15 protein-coding genes are annotated in these 18,417 nt (G+C 64.2%); 7 read left to right on the forward strand and 8 right to left on the reverse strand.

The window, feature by feature from the left end; translation table 11 throughout:
• Position 1: 1 nt before the first annotated feature.
• The 4 genes from LDZ26_RS23580 to LDZ26_RS23595 are packed head-to-tail and all read right to left on the reverse strand — an operon-like array spanning position 2 to position 4,508.
• Positions 2-988 (reverse strand): ABC transporter permease, encoded by a 987-nt coding sequence (locus LDZ26_RS23580; RefSeq protein ID WP_244851713.1) that lies wholly within the window; start codon positions 986-988, stop codon positions 2-4.
• Positions 985-1,935, reverse strand: a complete 951-nt coding sequence (locus LDZ26_RS23585) for an ABC transporter permease (RefSeq protein WP_244851714.1) — start codon at positions 1,933-1,935, stop codon at positions 985-987. The genes LDZ26_RS23580 and LDZ26_RS23585 overlap by 4 nt, the downstream gene beginning before the upstream one ends.
• Positions 1,932-3,419 (reverse strand): sugar ABC transporter ATP-binding protein, encoded by a 1,488-nt coding sequence (locus LDZ26_RS23590; protein WP_244851715.1) that lies wholly within the window; start codon positions 3,417-3,419, stop codon positions 1,932-1,934. The genes LDZ26_RS23585 and LDZ26_RS23590 overlap by 4 nt, the downstream gene beginning before the upstream one ends.
• A 54-nt stretch (positions 3,420-3,473) precedes the next feature.
• Positions 3,474-4,508, reverse strand: coding sequence for a substrate-binding domain-containing protein (locus LDZ26_RS23595; RefSeq protein ID WP_244851716.1), 1,035 nt, complete (start codon positions 4,506-4,508; stop codon positions 3,474-3,476).
• A gap of 373 nt (positions 4,509-4,881) precedes the next feature.
• On the opposite strand from LDZ26_RS23595, the gene LDZ26_RS23600 reads away from it, so the two are divergent.
• The 4 genes from LDZ26_RS23600 to LDZ26_RS25605 all read left to right on the forward strand — a co-directional run bounded on the left by LDZ26_RS23600 (position 4,882) and on the right by LDZ26_RS25605 (position 10,594).
• A complete protein-coding gene (locus LDZ26_RS23600; protein ID WP_244851717.1) occupies positions 4,882-6,087 on the forward strand; it encodes a sensor histidine kinase in 1,206 nt (401 codons plus the stop codon).
• An 84-nt stretch (positions 6,088-6,171) separates the two neighbouring features.
• Positions 6,172-6,366, forward strand: coding sequence for a hypothetical protein (locus tag LDZ26_RS23605; RefSeq protein ID WP_244851718.1), 195 nt, complete (start codon positions 6,172-6,174; stop codon positions 6,364-6,366).
• A gap of 94 nt (positions 6,367-6,460) precedes the next feature.
• Entirely contained in the window at positions 6,461-8,878 is a 2,418-nt protein-coding gene (locus LDZ26_RS23610) for an FdhF/YdeP family oxidoreductase (RefSeq protein ID WP_244851719.1), read from the forward strand.
• A 171-nt stretch (positions 8,879-9,049) separates the two neighbouring features.
• Positions 9,050-10,594 (forward strand): methyl-accepting chemotaxis protein, encoded by a 1,545-nt coding sequence (locus tag LDZ26_RS25605; protein WP_305038329.1) that lies wholly within the window; start codon positions 9,050-9,052, stop codon positions 10,592-10,594.
• A gap of 15 nt (positions 10,595-10,609) precedes the next feature.
• On the opposite strand, the gene LDZ26_RS23625 is transcribed toward LDZ26_RS25605, so the two are convergent.
• Positions 10,610-11,608 (reverse strand): glycosyltransferase family 2 protein, encoded by a 999-nt coding sequence (locus LDZ26_RS23625; RefSeq protein WP_244851720.1) that lies wholly within the window; start codon positions 11,606-11,608, stop codon positions 10,610-10,612.
• A 259-nt stretch (positions 11,609-11,867) separates the two neighbouring features.
• Complete coding sequence (locus tag LDZ26_RS23630) at positions 11,868-12,266, reverse strand: tautomerase family protein (protein WP_244851721.1); 399 nt, start codon at positions 12,264-12,266, stop codon at positions 11,868-11,870.
• Positions 12,267-12,387: 121 nt separating this feature from the next.
• Here LDZ26_RS23630 and LDZ26_RS23635 point away from each other — a divergent pair, with 121 nt between their 5' ends.
• Positions 12,388-13,287 (forward strand): LysR substrate-binding domain-containing protein, encoded by a 900-nt coding sequence (locus LDZ26_RS23635; RefSeq protein ID WP_244851722.1) that lies wholly within the window; start codon positions 12,388-12,390, stop codon positions 13,285-13,287.
• Positions 13,288-13,408: 121 nt separating this feature from the next.
• Positions 13,409-13,810: a tautomerase family protein gene (locus LDZ26_RS23640; protein ID WP_244851723.1), complete on the forward strand. Its 402-nt coding sequence runs from the start codon at positions 13,409-13,411 to the stop codon at positions 13,808-13,810.
• Between the two features lie 27 nt (positions 13,811-13,837).
• Here the strand turns inward: LDZ26_RS23640 and LDZ26_RS23645 are convergent, their stop codons facing one another.
• Positions 13,838-15,745: an AAA family ATPase gene (locus tag LDZ26_RS23645; protein WP_244851724.1), complete on the reverse strand. Its 1,908-nt coding sequence runs from the start codon at positions 15,743-15,745 to the stop codon at positions 13,838-13,840.
• A gap of 491 nt (positions 15,746-16,236) precedes the next feature.
• Positions 16,237-17,169, reverse strand: a complete 933-nt coding sequence (locus tag LDZ26_RS23650; protein ID WP_244851725.1) for a LysR substrate-binding domain-containing protein — start codon at positions 17,167-17,169, stop codon at positions 16,237-16,239.
• A 166-nt stretch (positions 17,170-17,335) separates the two neighbouring features.
• Between LDZ26_RS23650 and LDZ26_RS23655 the strand changes: the two genes are divergently transcribed.
• Positions 17,336-18,406, forward strand: coding sequence for an ABC transporter substrate-binding protein (locus LDZ26_RS23655; protein WP_244851726.1), 1,071 nt, complete (start codon positions 17,336-17,338; stop codon positions 18,404-18,406).
• The last annotated feature ends 11 nt before the right edge of the window (positions 18,407-18,417 follow it).

Below are 18,417 nucleotides of genomic sequence, written 5' to 3' on the forward strand. Positions count from 1 at the left end.
GTCAGCGCGCCGTCTTGCCGCCCGCCGCCACCGTCACCGCGATGATGAGCACGCCGTAGACGATCGCGCGCACGCCCGCATCCGCGCCGACTGCGTTGAGCGCGGCGTTCGTCAGAAACAGGAACATGGACGCGCCCCACACGCCGGCAATCGTCGCCTTGCCGCCCGTCACGAGCGTGCCGCCGATTACGACGACCGCAATCGAGATCAGCATGTACTCGACGCCCATGTCGAGCGACGCGCCGCCCGAAGTCGCCGCGAGCAAGAGCGCGGTGAGCGCCGCGATCATCGAGCAGAGCACGTAGGCGATGCAGCGCGTCGGATGCACGTTCACGCCCGCGAGCCACGCGGCCCGCGCGTTCTGTCCGATGGCGGAAAGCCTGCGGCCATAGACCGCGCGATGCAGCAGCACGGCGAGCGCCACCGACAACGCGAGCGCAAGCAGCGCGATATACGGCACATGAAAGAGCCGGCCCGTGGCGAACGCGCCGAGCGCGGGCGGCGGCGGCGGAAGCTGGCGTCCTTGCGTGATGGCGATCGACTGAATGATGAAGCTGGAGGACAGCGTCGCGATGATCGGCGGAATGCGCAGCAGGCGGATCAGCAGATAGTTCACGATGCCGATCGCCGCGCCCACGCCCAGCGCCGCCGCCACGCCCAGCAGAATGTGTCCGTTCTCACCGCCCATCACGTGCATGCCGACGACGCCCGCGAGCGCGATGGTCGACGGCACCGAGAGGTCGATGTTGCCGACGCCCGATGTGATGACGAACATCTGCCCGAGACCGACGAGCACCATGAATACGCCGTAGGTGAGCGCGGTCTGCGCGACGTTGCTCGCAATGCCGAAGCCGAAGATGCCGACGATCGCGAACCACACGAGCACCGTGCCCGCGAAGGACCACGCCCACGGCGCCTGAAGGCTTCTGAGCCGCGTCCACGCGGTTTCGTTGTTGGCGATCGCCTCGCCCGATGTCTGCGTCTTCATTGCCGCTCCCCGCGTTGCAGCAGCACGCGCAACGACAGCACGATGATCAGGATCGCGCCCTGCATGCCGACCTGCCAGTCCGCCGAGATGTTGAGAAATGCCAGAAACGAGGCCGCGAGCGTCAGCGTGATCGCGCCGAGCACCGCGCCGATCACGGACACGCGCCCGCCGACGAACTCGCCGCCGCCAAGAATCACCGCCGCGATGGAAAGCAGCGTGTAACGCAGCGCGAGGTTGGCGTCGGCGGAAGTCGTGAGGCCGAGCAGCGAGAGCCCCGACAGCACGCCGAATATGCCCGCGATGCCGTAGAGCGTCGCCTTGCTGCGCACGAGCGACCAGCCGAAACGGCGCATCGCGCGAGGATTGCCGCCCGCGCCGCGAATGCGCACGCCGGCCGAAGTGCGCATCAGCAGAAAGTGCCCGATGACGGCGATCAACACCGACCACACGATAGGCGCGGCGATGAACGGCGTCTGATAGCCCATCGCCGTGCCGAGCCAGCCGGGGCTCGTGCCGCCCGGTGAAGGCAGGAGCACGATGGCAAGCCCGCTCCACACGAACGAGAGCCCGAGCGTCACCACGATCGACGGAATCTGCCGCAGTTCGATCAACGCGCCGACGGCCGCATACGCGAGCACGCAGCCGACCAGCGCAAGCGTGCCGAGCCACGGTTGCTTGACCAGCAGCGTCGCGCCGATGCACGCGACCAGACTCACGAAGGAACCGATGGACAAGTCGAGATCGTTGACGGTGATGATCGCGAGTTGCGCGAGCGTCGCGAGCACGATCGGCACGGCGAGATTCAAGAGCAGGCTGGAGCCGAAGTAGCTCATCACCGCCGGCTGCATGATGAGAATCGGCACCAGCACCGCGACGAGCGAGATGGCGGGAAGCAGCGCGCGCAGACGCGCTTGCGTGCCCTGAAACGTCGTGCGTGCGGGGGTCATGCGGCCTGCTCCTCGAAACTCGCGGCGAGGAGCGCTTCTTCCGTGCATTCGTCGGCGTGCAGTACGCGCGTGACGGCCGCCGAGCGGAACACATACGTGCGGTCGCAGTGCGACAGCTCCTCGTTTTCTGTCGTGTACCAGATGAACGTGCGGCCCTTCGCGGCTTCGTCGTGAACGAGGCGATAGATATCGCGCTTCGTGCCGACATCGACGCCGCGCGTGGGGTCGTCCATCAGAATGAGTTGCGCATCCGATGCGAGCGCGCGGGCGAACAGCACCTTCTGCTGATTGCCGCCCGAGAGCGACAGAATGCCCGCGCTCATCGACGCGCCGCGTATGCCGATCTTCGCGCGCCATGCTTCGACGAGCGCCCGCGCCGCCGCGAGATCCACGAGACCGCGCCTGGCTTTCGCGCCGCCGAGCAGCCACCGCAAGTCGAGGTTCTGCGCGATCGACCAGACCGGGAACACGCCGTCGCGCCCGCGATCGCCCGCGACGAACGCCGCCTTCACGCGAGACGCGCCGCGTTTCGTCGCCGCTTCATAGATGGCGAGCAGCGCCTCGGTCTGTCCTTGCCCCGCGAGTCCCGCGAAACCGACGATCTCGCCGCGCGATGCTTCGATCGCCGTATGCTTTTTCGCGCCGACGTGCCAGCGCAACGGCTTGTCGTCGCTGCGCGCGCTGCGCTCGCGCACGGCGGCCGGCGTCTTTTCCGCTTCGAGCTGCTGGCCCATCGCCTGAATGATCGACGCGCGGCTCGACTGCTCGCGCGGCAACACGCCGACGATGCCGCCGTCGCGCATCACCATCACGCGGTCCGCCACGCGCTCGATCTCGCCGAGCATGTGCGTGATGAGCAGACACGTGATGCCGTTTTGCGCCGCGCGCTGCACGAAGTCGAGCAGTTGATCGGCGGTGTGCGCATCGAGCGATGAAGTCGGTTCGTCCAGAATCAGAAGACGCACCGGCGTATCCGTGACCGTGAAGCCGCGCGCGATCTCCACCATCTGCTTTTGCGTGAGCGTCAGGTCGGAGACGAGTTCGCTGCCCTTCAGTCCGTTGCCCGGGAAGATCTCTTCGAGCTTCTCGCGCATCAGCGCAGTCGCGCGTTTGCGCCAGCCGCGTCCGCGCAATTGCGGATGCACGACCGTCATGTTCTCCGCGATCGTCAGATTCGGGCAAAGCGAGAGTTCCTGGAATACGCAGCGAACGCCGGCCTCGCGCGCGGCGTTCGCGTCGTAATGCGGCGCCTCGCGGCCATCCACTTCGATGCGGCCTTGCGTAGGCGTGTACACGCCCGCGAGCACGGCCATCAGCGTCGACTTGCCCGCGCCGTTGTGTCCCGCGATGCCGATGCATTCGCCGCGCATGAACGCGAAGTCGATGTCCGCGAGCGCGCGCACTCGCCCGAAGGTCTTGCCGATGCCTTCGAAGCGGATCAGCGCGCCCTGCGCCTCGTTGCTGCTCATTGCTGTTGCGCCCATTCACATGCCTCCATGCGTGGCGTCTGTCCTGCGTCTGTCGTGCGTCTGTCGTGCTTATTTCTTGTCGAGCAAGGCCACGGTCTGCGGCAGCGTGTACGTCACGTCGGCGAGGCCGCCCGGCGGCGTCGCGGCGAGCTTGGCCGGCAGTTCCTGCTGCGAGATGGCGAGCAGCGGCACGTTGATGGTCACTTCCTTCGGGATCTTCTTGCCCGCGAGCACTTGCTGCGCGACCCAGAACGCGAACGACACCGCGCCCGGCGGATTCGACAGCGAACGCGACTGATAGCCCGTCTTCGCCTGCTCGCTCCACCACTGGAGTTCCGGATACGTGCTGCCGATGATCATCGGCGGCGCCGGACGATTCGCGGCCTTGAACGCCTGCGCGATGCCGAACGACATCTCGCCTTCGGTGGCGACGCCATCGACTTGCGGCAGCGTCGGCAAGATGCCGGCGACGGCTTTCTGCGCGACCGATTGCGTCCAGTCGCCGTTCACCGAGCCGACGAGCTTCATCCCCGGATGCTTCTTGAGCCCTTCGAGCACGCCTTCGTGCATCAGGTTGTCGACCGAGATGCCGGCCACGCCGCGCACTTCGAGAATGTTGCCCTTGCCGTTGAGGCGCGTCGCGAGATAGTCGACGCCCTGTTCCGCCCAGCCCTTGAAGTCGAAGTTCACGCGATACGCGCAGGGTTCGTCGACCACGCCGTCGAACGACACCACGACGACGCCCGCGGCGCACGCCTTCTTGATCGTGCCGTTGAGCGCGGTGGGCGAAACGGCGTCGATGACGATCGCGTTGTAGCCCTGAAGAATCAGGTTCTGCACCTGCTGCGCCTGTTCCGTCACCTGGTTTTCGGCGGTCGTGAAAGCGGGCGCGGCGGCGACCTTCTTGTCGGCGACGGCCTGCTGCGCGACGGCGTTCCAGCTCTTGAGCATCGACTGCCGCCACGCGTTGCCCGCGAAGCTGTTGGACAGCGCGATCTTCTTTTGCGACGTATCGCCCGTGGCGACCTGCGCGTGGGCAGCGCCAGCGAGCGCGCAAACGGCGAGCGTGAGCGCGGCCTTGACCGGCATTCCTTTACGGAACATCTGTTCGTCTCCTTTCATTCTTCTTGTGGAGCGGCGCGACGCGACTCGATCATCGGCACGCCCCTTCAGGCGCATTCGCACGCGGTGCGGATGCGTTGCTTTCAGTTAGTCTGCTCGATTCGTCCTGCGGTCAGGCCAATCACGGTGGTCAGGCCACCGCAATCGCGGAGCCAGTATAGCGACTGGTGCTAGCGCGCGCAATTCGCTTACGTTACCGGTAACGGCGTGCTGCGGGCGGCATCGCACGGTCCTCGGCAACGGTCGGTTTTTCCGGTTCGATGCAGGCGCAACATGGGCTATGTGCGAGGACGCAAGCGCTGGCCGCAACCAGTCATTAGAATGGCTGAACCGCCAGTACATCCCGTGAGAGCACATGAGCTTCGCGCGCAAAGCCACGTGGGCCGCCTGCATCGACAACCTCGCGTTCTCGGAGACCGAGACCGTGCCGGTAGCCGTGCTGCTGCGGCAGCGAAAGGCGCTCGCGAGCCTGCACGACGCATTCCAGGGCGAACGTTCGATAGCGCGGCTGCAAGACGCCGCCGCACAGGCCGCGTCGGCCGGCTGCGCATCGCCGATGGCGAAGGTCCTCGAACTTCAGCGCGCCGGCAACGCGCTCATATTGAAAGCGCAAGTCGGAATGGGCGCGGCGGCGATCGGGCGCGAAGCGGGCACGGCCCAAGCCGGCAATCCGGCCGGCGAGGCACTGATTTGGGCGCGGCCGGTCGTCGTCGCCAATGTGCCTGCCGAGCGCGGCGAGCGCGCGCCCGCAATCCTGCGCGAATACCGCGTCGTGACATCGGTGAGTCTGCCGCTCATCGGCGCGGAGGGACCGTACGGCATCCTCGAAGTGGACTACGACCAGCAGCACGAAGTCGACGCTTCTCACCTTTCGTTTCTCGCCTCGATTGCCGCGATCCTCGCGGAAGGCATCGAGTCGCGGCAACGGCACGAGGAACTGACCGAAGAACGCGACGCGAAGGCCACGCTCCTGCGCGAGCAGCAGCACCGCATCCGCAACAATTTCCAGATGATTACCGCGCTGCTCGAACGGCGGGCGAGCGAGTGCGCGGACCCGGCGGTTCAAAAGGGTTTTCGCGAAGTCGAGCGCCGCGTGTTCGCGATGGCATCGCTCTACGATCATCTGCTGGGCCTCGGCGACCATCAACAAAGCGTCGATCTCGGCGCGTATCTGGAAAACATGTGCGCGAGTTTCGAAGACTTCTACGATCTCCCCGGCCATGACGTCTCGCTCGCGCTGGCGCTCGAACGCGGTGCGGCGACGCTTCCCATCGACACCTGCGCGGCTATCGGCACGGTCGTCAACGAACTGGTGGCCAACGCGGTCGAGCATGCGTTCGATGGCTACGCGGGCGAGATTCGCGTGGCGATGCAGCGCACGGCGGCGGGCGTGGAGATCGAAGTGAGCGACAACGGTTGCGGCTATGCCCCCGACGCCAACGAGAACACGGGCTTGAGCACGGTGCGACGCATCGTCGGCAGCTTCGGCGGCCAACTCACGATGCAATCGGGACAAGGCAACGGCACGCAGTGGACGCTGACCGTGAGCGCGCCTGACTGAATGTGATCGTTGCGAGCCGCATGCTCGCCATCAGGCAGACGGCTTGCTGCATGACAGGCGACGACCACTACCGAGGACAACGCCATGACTCAGCTCGCCCAGCCCCTGCTTCGCTCAACGGCGCCGACCGCGTTATGGATGTCGACGCCATCCGGCGCGCCATCCGACGAATCGGACGACGATCTCGACGACGTGCTCGACGAAACCGGCGCGGTAACGAACCGCAGCAACGGCAAGACCGGCACCAATACGGAAGCCGAGCCCGACCCGAAGTCCTGAGGCTTGTCAGAGCGGTCAAGTCGACACAACAAGCCCTGACGCAGACCGGCATAAGCCTTGCTGCCATCCGCAAGTCGGATAACGGAGAGCAGTAATGAGCAAGCGTGAAGTTCCGGGCGTAGGCCCGTATGGCGGACCGGCGGGTGGATGGGGCGCGTTGCAGGCCGTCGCGCGGGCGCTGAAGCAGCAGATGGGCGTCGCGCGTGAAGCGACGATGCTTCTCAAAGTCAACCAGCCCGCGGGCTTCGATTGTCCGGGCTGCGCGTGGCCGGACCCGCGCAGCACGTCGTCCTTCGAATTCTGCGAGAACGGCGCGAAGGCCGTCTCGTGGGAAGCCACCACCAAGCGCACGACGCCCGAATTCTTCGGACGCCACACCGTCAGCGAGCTGTGGACGTGGAACGACTTCGCGCTGGAAGACGAAGGACGGCTGACGCATCCGATGCGCTACGACGCCGCTTCCGACCGCTATCTGCCGATCTCGTGGGACGAGGCATTCGAGCGCATCGGCCAGTCGTTGCGGGCGCTGCCGGACCCGAACATGGCGGAGTTCTATACCTCGGGCCGCGCATCGAACGAAGCGGCGTTCCTGTATCAACTCTTCGCGCGGCGCTTCGGCACCAACAACTTTCCCGATTGCTCGAACATGTGCCACGAGCCGACGAGCGTCGGTTTGCCCGAGTCCATCGGCGTGGGCAAGGGAACGGTGACGCTCGCGGACTTCGATCATTGCGACGCGATCTTCTGCATCGGACACAATCCCGGCACGAACCATCCGCGCATGCTTGCGACGCTGCGCGAGGCCTCCCGGCGCGGCGCGAAGATCGTCGTGCTGAATCCGTTGCGCGAGCGCGGACTCGAACGGTTCGCGTCGCCACAGGACCCGGTCGAAATGGTGACGGGCCGCTCGACGGCCATCGCGACGGATTACATTCAGGTGCGGATCGGCGGCGATGTCGCGTTCCTCAAAGGCATGATGAAGACGGTGCTCGCGCTCGACCGCGAGAGCCAGGCGCAAGGCGGCGAAGGCGTGCTGGATCGCGCGTTCATCGACGAACACACGAGCGGCATCGACGAACTGATCGCCGATATCGACGCGACTTCATGGGAACAGATCGTCGGCGCGTCGGGCGTCGGGCGCGAAGAGATCGAGCACATCGGCAAGCTGTATGCGAATGCGAAGGCCGTGATCGCGTGCTATGGCATGGGGATCACGCAGCATCACAGCGGCACGGCCAACGTGCAGCAGATCGTCAACCTGCTGCTTCTGCGCGGCAACATGGGCCGCGACGGCGCGGGCATCTGCCCCTTGCGCGGACACTCGAACGTGCAGGGCGATCGCACCGTCGGCATCACCGAAATACCGCATCAGGAGATGCTCGATTCGCTCGGGCGCGTGTTCCGCTTCACGCCGCCGCGCGAACACGGTCACGGTGCGATCTCCGCCATCGAGGCGATGCGCGATGGCCGCGCGAAGGCGCTCATCGCGCTCGGCGGCAATCTGCCTGTCGCGATGTCGGATACGCCAGTCTGCTATGAGGCCATGCGCAAGCTCGACCTCGCCGTGCATATCGCGACGAAGCTGAACCGCTCGCACTTGCTGGTCGCGAAGGAAACCATTCTGCTGCCCTGCCTCGGCCGCACGGAACTGGATGTGCAGGAGAGCGGGCCGCAGTCCATCACTGTCGAAGATTCGATGTCGATGGTGCACGCGTCGCGTGGTTCGCTGCCGCCCGCGTCCGAGCATCTGCGCTCGGAACCGGCCATCGTCGCGGGCATCGCGAAGGCGACGCTCGACGATCCGTCGCTCGACTGGGACGGCTGGGTGGCCGACTACAACCGCATCCGCGATCTCATCGAGAAAGTGTTTCCGCAGTTCGAGCGTTATAACGAGCGCATTCAGGACCCGGGCGGCTTCCGCCTTTTCAACGCCGCCGCCGCGCGCCGTTGGGACACGCCGGAGGGACGCGCGCGTTTCATCGCGCACAAGGGCGTGATGATGGACCCGCGCGTGGACCGCAGCGACGCGCTGATTCTCGCGACCATTCGCAGCCACGATCAGTACAACACGACGATCTACGGCTTCAATGACCGCTACCGCGGCATCACGGGCCGGCGCGACGTGGTGTTCGTCAACGAACGCGATCTCGAAGCGCGCGGGCTTCAGCACGGCGATCTCGTGGATCTGGAGACGATCGAAAGCACGGTCAGCGTCGGCGGCTCGCGCCGTCTGTGCGGGCTCACTGCGGTCGCGTTCGATATCGCGCAGGGTTCCATCGCCGCGTACTATCCGGAAGCCAATTGCCTCGTGTCGCTCTCGGATAACGATGCGCGCAGCGGCACGCCGGCGTACAAGTCCATTCCGGTGCTGCTCTCGCTGAGCCAGGGCGACTGTCAGGTGGGCGCCGACGCGCACACATGGCAGCACGGCGACGTCCCCAACGACAAGACGGGCGCCACCGTCGCGGCGGAAGAGCCGGAGCATCGGCGCGTGCGGAACACGCCGAACTGAGCGCGGCTAAACGGCGGCAGGCGAAGCACGTAGAGGCGAGCCTGCCGCTTTTCCGCACGATGGGTCTATTTTTCGCGGGCTAAAGTCGGCGCATTCGTTTCCGTTATCACAGCCAGAGGCCGCTCGTCCCGCGCTGGCGGTAAGCGAATATCAACGAAAACGACGACTCGCATGACTTTTTCTAGAAAACTCTGGCTGCCCCTGCTCCTGAGCCTTGCGTGCCTGGCGGGAATCTCCGTGGCCGACGCATTCCGCATGCGCGCCGTACGCACCGAGCAGACCAAACTCGATATCAAGCACGCGACGGAAGTCGCCACCAGCATCATCAAGGAGTTCGCGCAGCAGGCGGCGAGCGGCACGATCACGCAGGACCAGGCCAAGCAAGGCGCGTTGAACGCGATCCGCGACATTCGCTTCGGCGACAACGGCTATTTCAGCGTGTTCGATTCGCAGGCCAAAGTGCTGGTGCATCCGATGAAGCCCGAGTTCGTCGGCAAGATGATGATGGACTTCAAGGACCCGAACGGTGTCTATCTGTACCGAGAAATCATCGACGTGGGCAAGCGCGAGGGCGCAGGCTACACCTACTATTCGTTCGCGAAACCCGGCAGCAACGAGATCCTGCCGAAGATGTCGTATGTCTCCATGTATCAGCCGTGGGACTGGCTCATCGTGACGGGCGTGTATATCGACGACATCAATGCGGCCTTCTATACGTCGCTCGGCTGGAGCCTCGGCGTGCTCGCCGCGATCGCGGTGGTGCTGTGCGTAGTCGTGTCGCGGCTCAATCGCGGCATTCTGCGGTCGATGGGCGGCGAGCCGTCGTACGCGGCGGAAGTCGCTAACCAGATCGCGGACAACAACCTCACCGTCGATGTCGCGACTCAGGCGGACGACCGTTCGAGTCTCATGTATTCGATGGCGCGCATGCGTGCCCAGTTGCTGACGGCAATCGAGAGCGTGAAGACGTCGGCCAACGCGATTGCGAGCGCGAGCCGCGAGATCGCGGTCGGCAACACGGATCTGTCGTCGCGCACGGAGCAGCAGGCGGCGTCGCTGCAGGAAACGGCGGCGAGCATGGAAGAACTGACCGCAGCCGTGAAGCACAACTCGGAGAATGCGCGGCAAGCGAGCGGACTGGCCGGCACGGCGCGCGACGTCGCGAAGGAAGGCACGACGATCGTCGGCGAAGTGGTCGGCACGATGGCCGAGATCGAGCACAGCTCGCACAAGATCGGCGAGATCATCGACATGATCGAAGGCATCGCGTTCCAGACCAACATCCTCGCGTTGAATGCGGCCGTCGAAGCGGCGCGCGCCGGCGAGCAAGGCCGCGGCTTCGCGGTGGTGGCGGGCGAAGTGCGCAGTCTCGCGCAACGCTCTTCGACGGCGTCGAAGGAGATTCGTGAACTGATCGAGGCGTCCAGTACGCGCGTTACCGCGGGCACTCAACTCGTCGGCCGCGCCGGCGACACGATGACGAAGATCAGCGCCGCTATTCAGAAGGTGACCGACATCATGGACGAGATCGCGTCTGCATCGAACGAACAGAGTCGCGGCATCGAACAAGTGAATCAGGCCATCAGCCAGATGGACGAAGTCACGCAGCAGAACGCGGCGCTGGTGGAACAGGCGGCTGCGGCGGCCGGGTCGTTGCAGGATCAGGCCGAGCAGTTGAAGTCGACGATGGCCGTGTTCAGGACGGCTTCGGTCTGATCCTGATTGCGGGAACTAACGCAGCGGCCGCGAGCCTGTGGAATGCAAAGTGGCGTGGCCGAGCGAATTCAGCTTTCGCGATACGCGGCGAAGCAGAAAGCGGCCGACATTCCATGCAATCCACGGGTCGCTGGCGCACGTCTTCAGCACGCTCGCGGTGCCTTCGGACTTGCGCATCGAGATGAGCTTCGTTTTTGCGTCCAGCCAACGCAGGCTCTGCGAGCGTCGTGCGACGAGTGCTCGCAGACGGGGATTGCCGCTGATTGCAGGGCGCGACAACAGCTCGTCGGTGGCCATCTTCATCGCGCTGTAGTTCACCTTCGTACGGCTCATGCCGGACGAGGTCTTGCTGATGGAGCCGGTTCTCTCCGTGTAGAGATAGTAGGCATCGTTGGCGCACACCCAGACGCAGCCGGATAGCAGCGCGTCGAGCATGAAGTGAAAGTCCTCGCCATGACGCAAGCTCACGGGATAGCGCAGCCCTCGACTCACCAAGGCGTCGCGGCGAAATAGCGGCTTGAGAAGCCCGAAGTCGCATCCGGTCGATTCCCCTGCCGCGTTGTACAGGAACGTATCGAGTGTCACTGCAAAGTGCGGCTCGCTTCCTCTCGGACGAAACCCGGTGCGCACGACTTTCTGTGCGATGGCGTCGTAGATCAACAGATTGTCCGTCACGATATCGGCCCCGGTATCGTTTCCAAGGCGCACGAGCCGCTCTAAGCGTTCCGGCCCGAACCGGTCGTCGGCGTCGAGAAGCGCGATCCACTGACCGCGCGCATTCGCGATGCCCGCATTGCGCGCGCCGCCCGGCCCCACGTTCTCGGCGAGGTTGATTAGCTTTATGCGGCTGTCTTCTTCCGACGCAGCTTGCACGACCTTCGCGGTATCGTCGGTGGAGGCGTCGTTCACGACGACGATTTCCAGTGGCGCGAGCGTCTGCGCTTGCAGCGATGCCAGCGCGACTCGTACGAAGTCCTGCGCGTTGTACACGGGAATGACGACCGATACCGACATGCCGAATCCTCCCAGACTGCCGCACTATCGACAGATTGCGATCTGGCGGTCAACGGTTCTATTGGCCGCGGCGTATCGGTAGCCCAATGCTTCGATCCGGCGTGCTTACCGAATGCTCCTTAGCATAGTCAAATCAAAATGCGAGTGCAATGCACAAACATCTGCAGTGCGAATCACAAGGTCGAATAGACGGAACGTTCGGACGATAACAGGTGCAGCGCAATGTTCAGGCGAATCGCGCGCCCTTCTTCGATACGGTCTAGCTTCCCGACTCCTCCTTTACGTAGGACGCCGAACCGTTACCGAACGACCATTCGTCTCGTGCATTCGGCTGCAAGACGATCAGAACGTCCTCCGGACGCAGGCCCGGGTTCTCCGCGAGATTGCTCGCAATCGCCTTGAAGAGCGCTTTCTTCTTCGCAGTGTCGCGCCAATTGCCCGCCGTGATGTCGATGATGACCAGATCGTCGGTGCGATGGATGCCGAGATAGTCGCTGTCGTAGATGAACTCCTCGCGCTCGTGCTGATGAACGAGATGGAATCGGTCATCGGCCGGCGCGCCATAGGCCTCGACCAGCGCCTGATGGACGCCGTCGCTAATGGCTCGAACATGCGCGGGGGACTTGCCTTTGAGCAGAGAAATGCGGATGAGCGGCATGGCTTCTTCACTCGGTTATATGACCGTGGACGTTTGCGGTACTTGACGTACACACGTTACGGCCCGATTATGGTTCCGTAAATTTGAAACTTACGAAGGGTCGCATCTGCGAAATCGAACGATGCCTACGCGAACCAATCTCGACATGGATGTGCTGAGAACCTTCGTCACCGGGTTCGAACTGGGCAGCTTCGCGCGCGCGGCAGAGCGCTTGGGCCGCTCGCAATCCGCAATCAGTACGCAGTTGCGCAGGCTAGAGGATCAGATCGGCCGGCCTCTCGTGCAGAAGTCAGGGCGCGGGCTCGCGCTCACCACGGCGGGCGAAGGTCTGCTGAGCTACGCGAAGCGCTTGCTCGAACTCAACGACGAAGCAGTGGAAACCGTGCGGGGATCGGACCTCGAGGGGTGGGCGCGGCTCGGCTTGCCGCAAGACTTCGCGGAAAGCTGGCTGCCGGCGGTTCTCAGCCGGTTCGCGAGAGCGCATCCGAAAGTGCGCGTCGAGGTTCAGGTGGATAGAAGCGCATCGCTCATCGAAAAGACACTGACAGGCGCGCTCGATGTGGCGCTCGTCTGGGGAGACGGCAGCGCGTCGCCGCACGGCGAACGCGTGGCGGCCGTGCCGATTCAGTGGGTCGGGCGGCCAGACTGGGGTGGCGTGGAAAGTCTTGGCGGGCAGCCTCTGCCCTTCGTCGCGTTCGACCCGCCGTGCACGTTCCGCTCGGCCGCCGTCGATGCAATGGATGCAGCCGGCCTTTCGTGGCGACTGGTATTTACGAGTCCGAGCCTCTCGGGGCTTTGGGCCGCAGTCGAAGGCGGCCTCGGCATCACCGTTCGAACGGCCTTGAAGATGCCGGCATCGCTCGTTGCGCTCGACCCCATGACAACCGGCTTGCCCGCTCTGCCGCTCGCGCCGCTTTCGCTTCATCGCGCAGAAGCCGAACCCACAGCCGCAGTCACGAAGCTAACCGATATCGTGACCGAAACGATCCGTGACGAGCTTGCCGCCGTGGCTGTGCGCTGAACGACGGTTCGATTCGATGAATGGATGAGTTCCAAACTTTCAAATTGCTCGAAGCGGCGAGCAGCCATATCGTTTCGATAAGCAACGCTCTCGCGTGTGCATCGAACAAGGAGAAATGGCCATGCCCTTCATCAGCGTCAAAGCGATCGGTGAACCGCTCGCGCAGCATCAAGTGAAAGCGATTCAGGAAGGCATCACTGCGTTGATGGTCGATGTCCTTCGCAAAGTCGGGCCTCTCGTGGCTGTTCTGGTCGAACAGGTGCCCGCCAAGAGTTGGACCGTGGGCGGTGAGCCGGTCGCATGCGCCGCGCAGGTCGATGCCATCGTCAGTGCCGGAACCAATACTGCCGAGGAGAAGGCCCGCTTCGTCCGTGAAGCCAATGCACTGCTTAAATCGGTGATCGGCAGCAGGTTGTCCGAAGTGAGCTATGTCGTGATTCACGAAGTGCCGAAAGACAGCTGGGGCTACGACGGACTTACGCAAGCGTATCGGGCGGATCAGCGTAGCTCGCGCGAAGCATGAACGTGCTGATGCACCCCGAGCATCCGCTCAAGCCGCGAGCGCCTCGTCAATCGCTTCGACAGCCGCCGCATGCTCGCGAATCAGCCGATACACCGTCTCGCCCGGAACCGTCTCCGACACGAGCAGTTGATCCGCAATCGCGCGAAGCACCGGCTCATTCGCCTTGAGCAACGCGAAGCACGCATCGTTCAGGTCGGAGAGAAGCTCGTTCGCATGTCCGATCGCCGTCTTCAACTGCAGGCCCGCGACCTGTTGAGGCAAGGCGGCGAGGCTGAACAGATTGCCGTCGTTATTGAAGCCGAACTTCGAGACCATATCCAGTCCGATGCGCGATGCTTCCTGCAAGTCCTGCGCCGCGCCGCTCGATGCCTCGTTGAACATCAACAGTTCCGCGTTGCGTCCGCCGAGCAGCACCTGAATCTCGTTACGCATCTCGGTCTCGCGATACAGATGCTTGTCCTGCGCCTTCGTGATGAGCGCGACGCCCAGCGCGCCGCCGCGCGGCAGAATGGTGACTTCCTCGAGCACGCCCGTGTTCAGCAGCGCCGCAACGAGCCCGTGCCCGGCTTCGTGAATGGCAATGCGCGTGCGCTCGTCGTCGGACAGCGCGCGCTCGGCACCGTTGATATCGCCGATGCGCGCGATCTTGATCGCTTCGACGAAATGATCGGCCGCGACTTCCGTCGCGCCGGCTTTGCGCGCGACGAGACCCGCCTGATTTACGATCATCGCAAGCGTGGCCGGCGACAAGCCCGTGGTCAGCCGCGCGAGCTGCGTGAAGTCGATGTCTCCCGCCTTCGTCTTGAGATTAGCCGCGTAGAAACGCAGGATCTTCTCGCGGTCGTCGATATCGGGTAAACGCACCTGGATGGTCCGATCGAAACGGCCCGGGCGGCGCAGCGCCTCGTCGAGATTGTCCGGGTGATTCGTCGCCGCAACGATGATGACGCCTTCGTTCGACGCGAAGCCATCCATCTCGGCAAGCAGCTGGTTGATGATGCGGTTGCTCTCCGCTTCGACCGGACCGCCGCCCGTATCCGTGCGCTTGCCGAGGCCGTCCGCTTCGTCGATGAAGATGACCGTCGGCGCGTTCTTGCGCGCGAGTTCGAACAGATGCTTCACCTTCTGAATGCCGACGCCATAGTACTTCGCGCTGAAATAGCTGCCCGTGATGGCGATGAAGTTCGCGCCGCATTCGCCCGCGAGCGCCTGCGCGAGACGCGTCTTGCCGACGCCCGGCCCGCCTGTCATGAGGATGCCGCACGGCGCGCGCACGCCCATGCCGGTGAATTGCGCGGGCTCGGTCAGCCACGCGCGCACGTCCGCGAGCGCGGCTTTCGCTTCGCCTGCGCCGATGACGTCGTCGAAGCGCATCGTCGGCGATTTCGCCAGCAATTGCGCGCCGCCGCGCATCTCGCGGCGCATGAACCACAACAAGCCGCCGACCATCGCGACGGGCAACAGGATGCTCAGGAGATCGCGCAGTCGATTGAAGTCGTCGTCCCAACGCGCCATGCCGGTTTGCACGTTCGCGTCCGGAAGCCACACCAGTTGATACGGCGCGGCTTCGCCGGCCTTCATATCGCCGATCAGAAGCGCATTCGAGAACGTGCCGTTATGGTCGGCGACGTAGTACTTCTCCCCGCGCTGCGTCGATACGAGAATCGCATCGCGGCTCACGCCGATGGCGGCCACATCGCGGGCACGGATATCGGCCACGAGCTGCGAGACGTCTTTCTCGCGATGCGTCCACGGCTTCGCGTCAGCGCGCATCGCGCTCGCCACGCCGGCCAGCGCGAGCGGTTCGTGGCGCGCGGCATCGGCATGATGACGCCACGCGATGGCGCTCGCCGTGGCGATCAGCGCGGTGAGAGCGACGCCATACGCGAAGAAGCGGCCAAAGCGTGAGCGAAAGAGATTCCTTACCGGTTTCATCTGGCAAATCCTGAAACGCGTCGCGATGGCGACCGTTCTTTGTGTAGGGCGAAAGCGCCCGGTCTGTAAAGGTGAGGCTTCGGTGGCGCGATGTCCGCCGGACACGGCATGACGATTGACCTTCGACCGCAGAAGAATGTGCGCGTGGCACTAGCTGTTTTTACGGCGGGCCGCGGACCTTCTTGATGCCGAAACCCGAGACCGGTAATTTATTCGCGCTGTATCGAGCGCATGGAGCGCCGTTCGCACGGAGTGCAGGGTATCACAGCATGCGCAAACGCTGTCGTTCGGTAATTAATGCTGGAAAGGGGCTCGGTTGTTGGCGGGCGGTCTATGCGTGTTTGCACGGTCTGCGACGAGCAAACGGTGGTCGTTGTGCGGAATCGTGGTCATGGGGTCCATGCACGAGTCTCACTTCGACGCGGATTCTCGGTTGGTCGCGTTGATTCGTCATCCTTACGAAAACAACGGACCGAAGCGCGCAGCGCCTCCTAACCGCGCCCCCTCCCCCGCCTCCTCTCCGTCTCGACGACCTCATCGAGCAATTCATCATGCAGACCGCGCAGCACCTCGACGAAGGCCGACGCCAGCCGCTCGCGCGGACGATGCGGCGGAAACAGCAGATACGTCGGAAAGCGCGTGTGCGGCAGAAACGGCCGAATGACGATCTCCGGCCCCGCGAAGTCGCGAGCGACGATCGGATGCGCAAGCGTCACGCCCATGCCGTGACGGACCATTTCGCAGCACATCGCCGTGTATTGCGCTTCGATGGCGAGCACGCGCTGGACGCCCGCGCGCTGAAACACATCGTCCATGGCGGCGCGCGTGCCGTCGCCGTGACACAGCGAGATGAACGATTCCCCTTCGAGATCCTTCGGGCGGATGCTGCGCTTGGCCGCGAGCCGGTGATTCGCCGGCATCACGCAAACCGCAGGCACGTTCGATAACTGCTCGACCTCGCACTCCGACGCCTCGCTCACATAGACCGCGACGCCCAGATCGCAGAACTGCGACGCCGTCCAGTGATTGACCGTACCCGACGTGTTCACGTGCAGCGAGACGGTCACGTCCGGAAAGAGCGCGACGAAGCGCTTGATTGCGTGCGGCACGAGCGTCATGCCAGCCGATGGCATCGCCGCGATGCGCAGACGTCCGCTGCCCAGATTGCGAATCTGGGCCGCCGCGTTGGCGAGGCCCTGCAAGCCGACGAACGCGCGCTCGACCTCGCGAAAGAACGCGGTGCCCTCGCTGGTCGGAATGAGCCGCACGCCGCTGCGCTGGAAAAGCTGCAGGCCCGTGTCGCGTTCGAGTTGCGAGATCAGGCGGCTCACGTTCGGCTGCGACGTGAACAGCGCCTTGGCCGCGGCCGTCATCGATCCCGACACCATGACCGCGCGAAACGCCTCGATATGCTTCAGGTTCATGCGTGCTTTCCCCTAAGTGCTGACCACGATGACGCGTCAATGTATATCAACTGTGCATGGGTCAGTATTTTATTTGTATTGGACGATATGAATTGTCGGCGCGACACTCGATTCATCGACGGGACCACACCCCGCGTTTTCCGCCCCCCGCCATGGAGATCACGTCATGAAAAGAGCGTTGCATCGCCGTCTGTCTGCCCTTTCCGCCCGCCCCGCGATCACCGCTCTCGCGCTCGCCGCAGCCTGCGCCGCGCCGATGCTCGCGCAGGCCGAAACCACGCTGTATGTGGCGAACGTAGGCGGCTCGAACGAGCAGCTCTATCGGCAGAAGATCATCCCGGCCTTCGAGAAGTCGCATAACGTGAAGGTCGTGTACGTGGCGGGCAATTCGAGCGACACGCTCGCGAAGTTGCAGGCGCAGCGAGGGCATCAGCAGATCAATGTCGCGGTGATGGACGACGGTCCGATGTATCAGGCCATGCAGATGAACCTGTGCGCGAAGCTCGACGACGCGCCCGTCATGAACGACGTCTATCCGCTCGCGAAGATCGGCCCGAGCGCGATCGGCGTCGGCATGGTGGCGACGGGCATCGGCTATAACGAGGAAGCGTTCAAGAAGGCCGGCCTGCCGCCGCCGGATTCGTGGAAAGTGCTCGAAGACTCGCGCATCAAGGGCAAGCTCGGCGTGCCGCCGATCACGAACACCTACGGCCTGCACACGCTCGTCATGCTCGCGCGGCTGTCGGGCGGCGGCGAAAAGAACATCGACCCCGGCTTCACCGCGATGACCAAGCAGGTCGCGCCCAACGTGCTCTCGTGGGCGCCGACGCCCGGCGAGATGGACGGCCAGATGCAATCCGGCGACGTGATTCTCGCGCCGTACGGCAGCGGCCGCGCCGTCGCATTGCAGAACACGGGCTTCCCGCTCAAGTTCATCTACCCGAAGGAAGGCGCGGTCGCGTTGCAGGTGGCGGCGTGCGTCGTCGCGGAGAACGCGCAGCCGAAGCTCTCGCAGGAGTTCGTGCAGTACCTGCTGACGCCGGAAGTGCAAATGCTTCAAGCGCAGAACATCGGCCTGGGTCCGGTCAACAAGACGGTGAAGCTCGCGCCCGAAGTCGCGGCGCGCGTGCCTTATGGTCCCGATCAAGTGGCGAAGCTGACCGCGGTGGACTGGGCGACCATCAACCAGCATCGCACCGAATGGACGGAACGCTGGAATCGCACGGTCGAGCGCTAAACGAGCATCTG

Source organism: Caballeronia sp. SL2Y3, from assembly GCF_022879575.1.
Classification (GTDB): Bacteria; Pseudomonadota; Gammaproteobacteria; order Burkholderiales; family Burkholderiaceae; genus Caballeronia.

Coding starts and splice junctions, on each gene's coding strand:
- LDZ26_RS23650 (WP_244851725.1), bottom strand. CDS start 17,169: ATGAACCTGAAGCATATCGAGGCGTTTCGCGCGGTCATGGTGTCGGGA.
- LDZ26_RS23625 (WP_244851720.1), bottom strand. CDS start 11,608: ATGTCGGTATCGGTCGTCATTCCCGTGTACAACGCGCAGGACTTCGTA.
- LDZ26_RS23610 (WP_244851719.1), top strand. CDS start 6,461: ATGAGCAAGCGTGAAGTTCCGGGCGTAGGCCCGTATGGCGGACCGGCG.
- LDZ26_RS23630 (WP_244851721.1), bottom strand. CDS start 12,266: ATGCCGCTCATCCGCATTTCTCTGCTCAAAGGCAAGTCCCCCGCGCAT.
- LDZ26_RS23580 (WP_244851713.1), bottom strand. CDS start 988: ATGAAGACGCAGACATCGGGCGAGGCGATCGCCAACAACGAAACCGCG.
- LDZ26_RS23655 (WP_244851726.1), top strand. CDS start 17,336: ATGAAAAGAGCGTTGCATCGCCGTCTGTCTGCCCTTTCCGCCCGCCCC.
- LDZ26_RS23635 (WP_244851722.1), top strand. CDS start 12,388: ATGCCTACGCGAACCAATCTCGACATGGATGTGCTGAGAACCTTCGTC.
- LDZ26_RS23645 (WP_244851724.1), bottom strand. CDS start 15,745: ATGAAACCGGTAAGGAATCTCTTTCGCTCACGCTTTGGCCGCTTCTTC.
- LDZ26_RS23605 (WP_244851718.1), top strand. CDS start 6,172: ATGACTCAGCTCGCCCAGCCCCTGCTTCGCTCAACGGCGCCGACCGCG.
- LDZ26_RS23590 (WP_244851715.1), bottom strand. CDS start 3,419: ATGGGCGCAACAGCAATGAGCAGCAACGAGGCGCAGGGCGCGCTGATC.
- LDZ26_RS23640 (WP_244851723.1), top strand. CDS start 13,409: ATGCCCTTCATCAGCGTCAAAGCGATCGGTGAACCGCTCGCGCAGCAT.
- LDZ26_RS23585 (WP_244851714.1), bottom strand. CDS start 1,935: ATGACCCCCGCACGCACGACGTTTCAGGGCACGCAAGCGCGTCTGCGC.
- LDZ26_RS25605 (WP_305038329.1), top strand. CDS start 9,050: ATGACTTTTTCTAGAAAACTCTGGCTGCCCCTGCTCCTGAGCCTTGCG.
- LDZ26_RS23595 (WP_244851716.1), bottom strand. CDS start 4,508: ATGTTCCGTAAAGGAATGCCGGTCAAGGCCGCGCTCACGCTCGCCGTT.
- LDZ26_RS23600 (WP_244851717.1), top strand. CDS start 4,882: ATGAGCTTCGCGCGCAAAGCCACGTGGGCCGCCTGCATCGACAACCTC.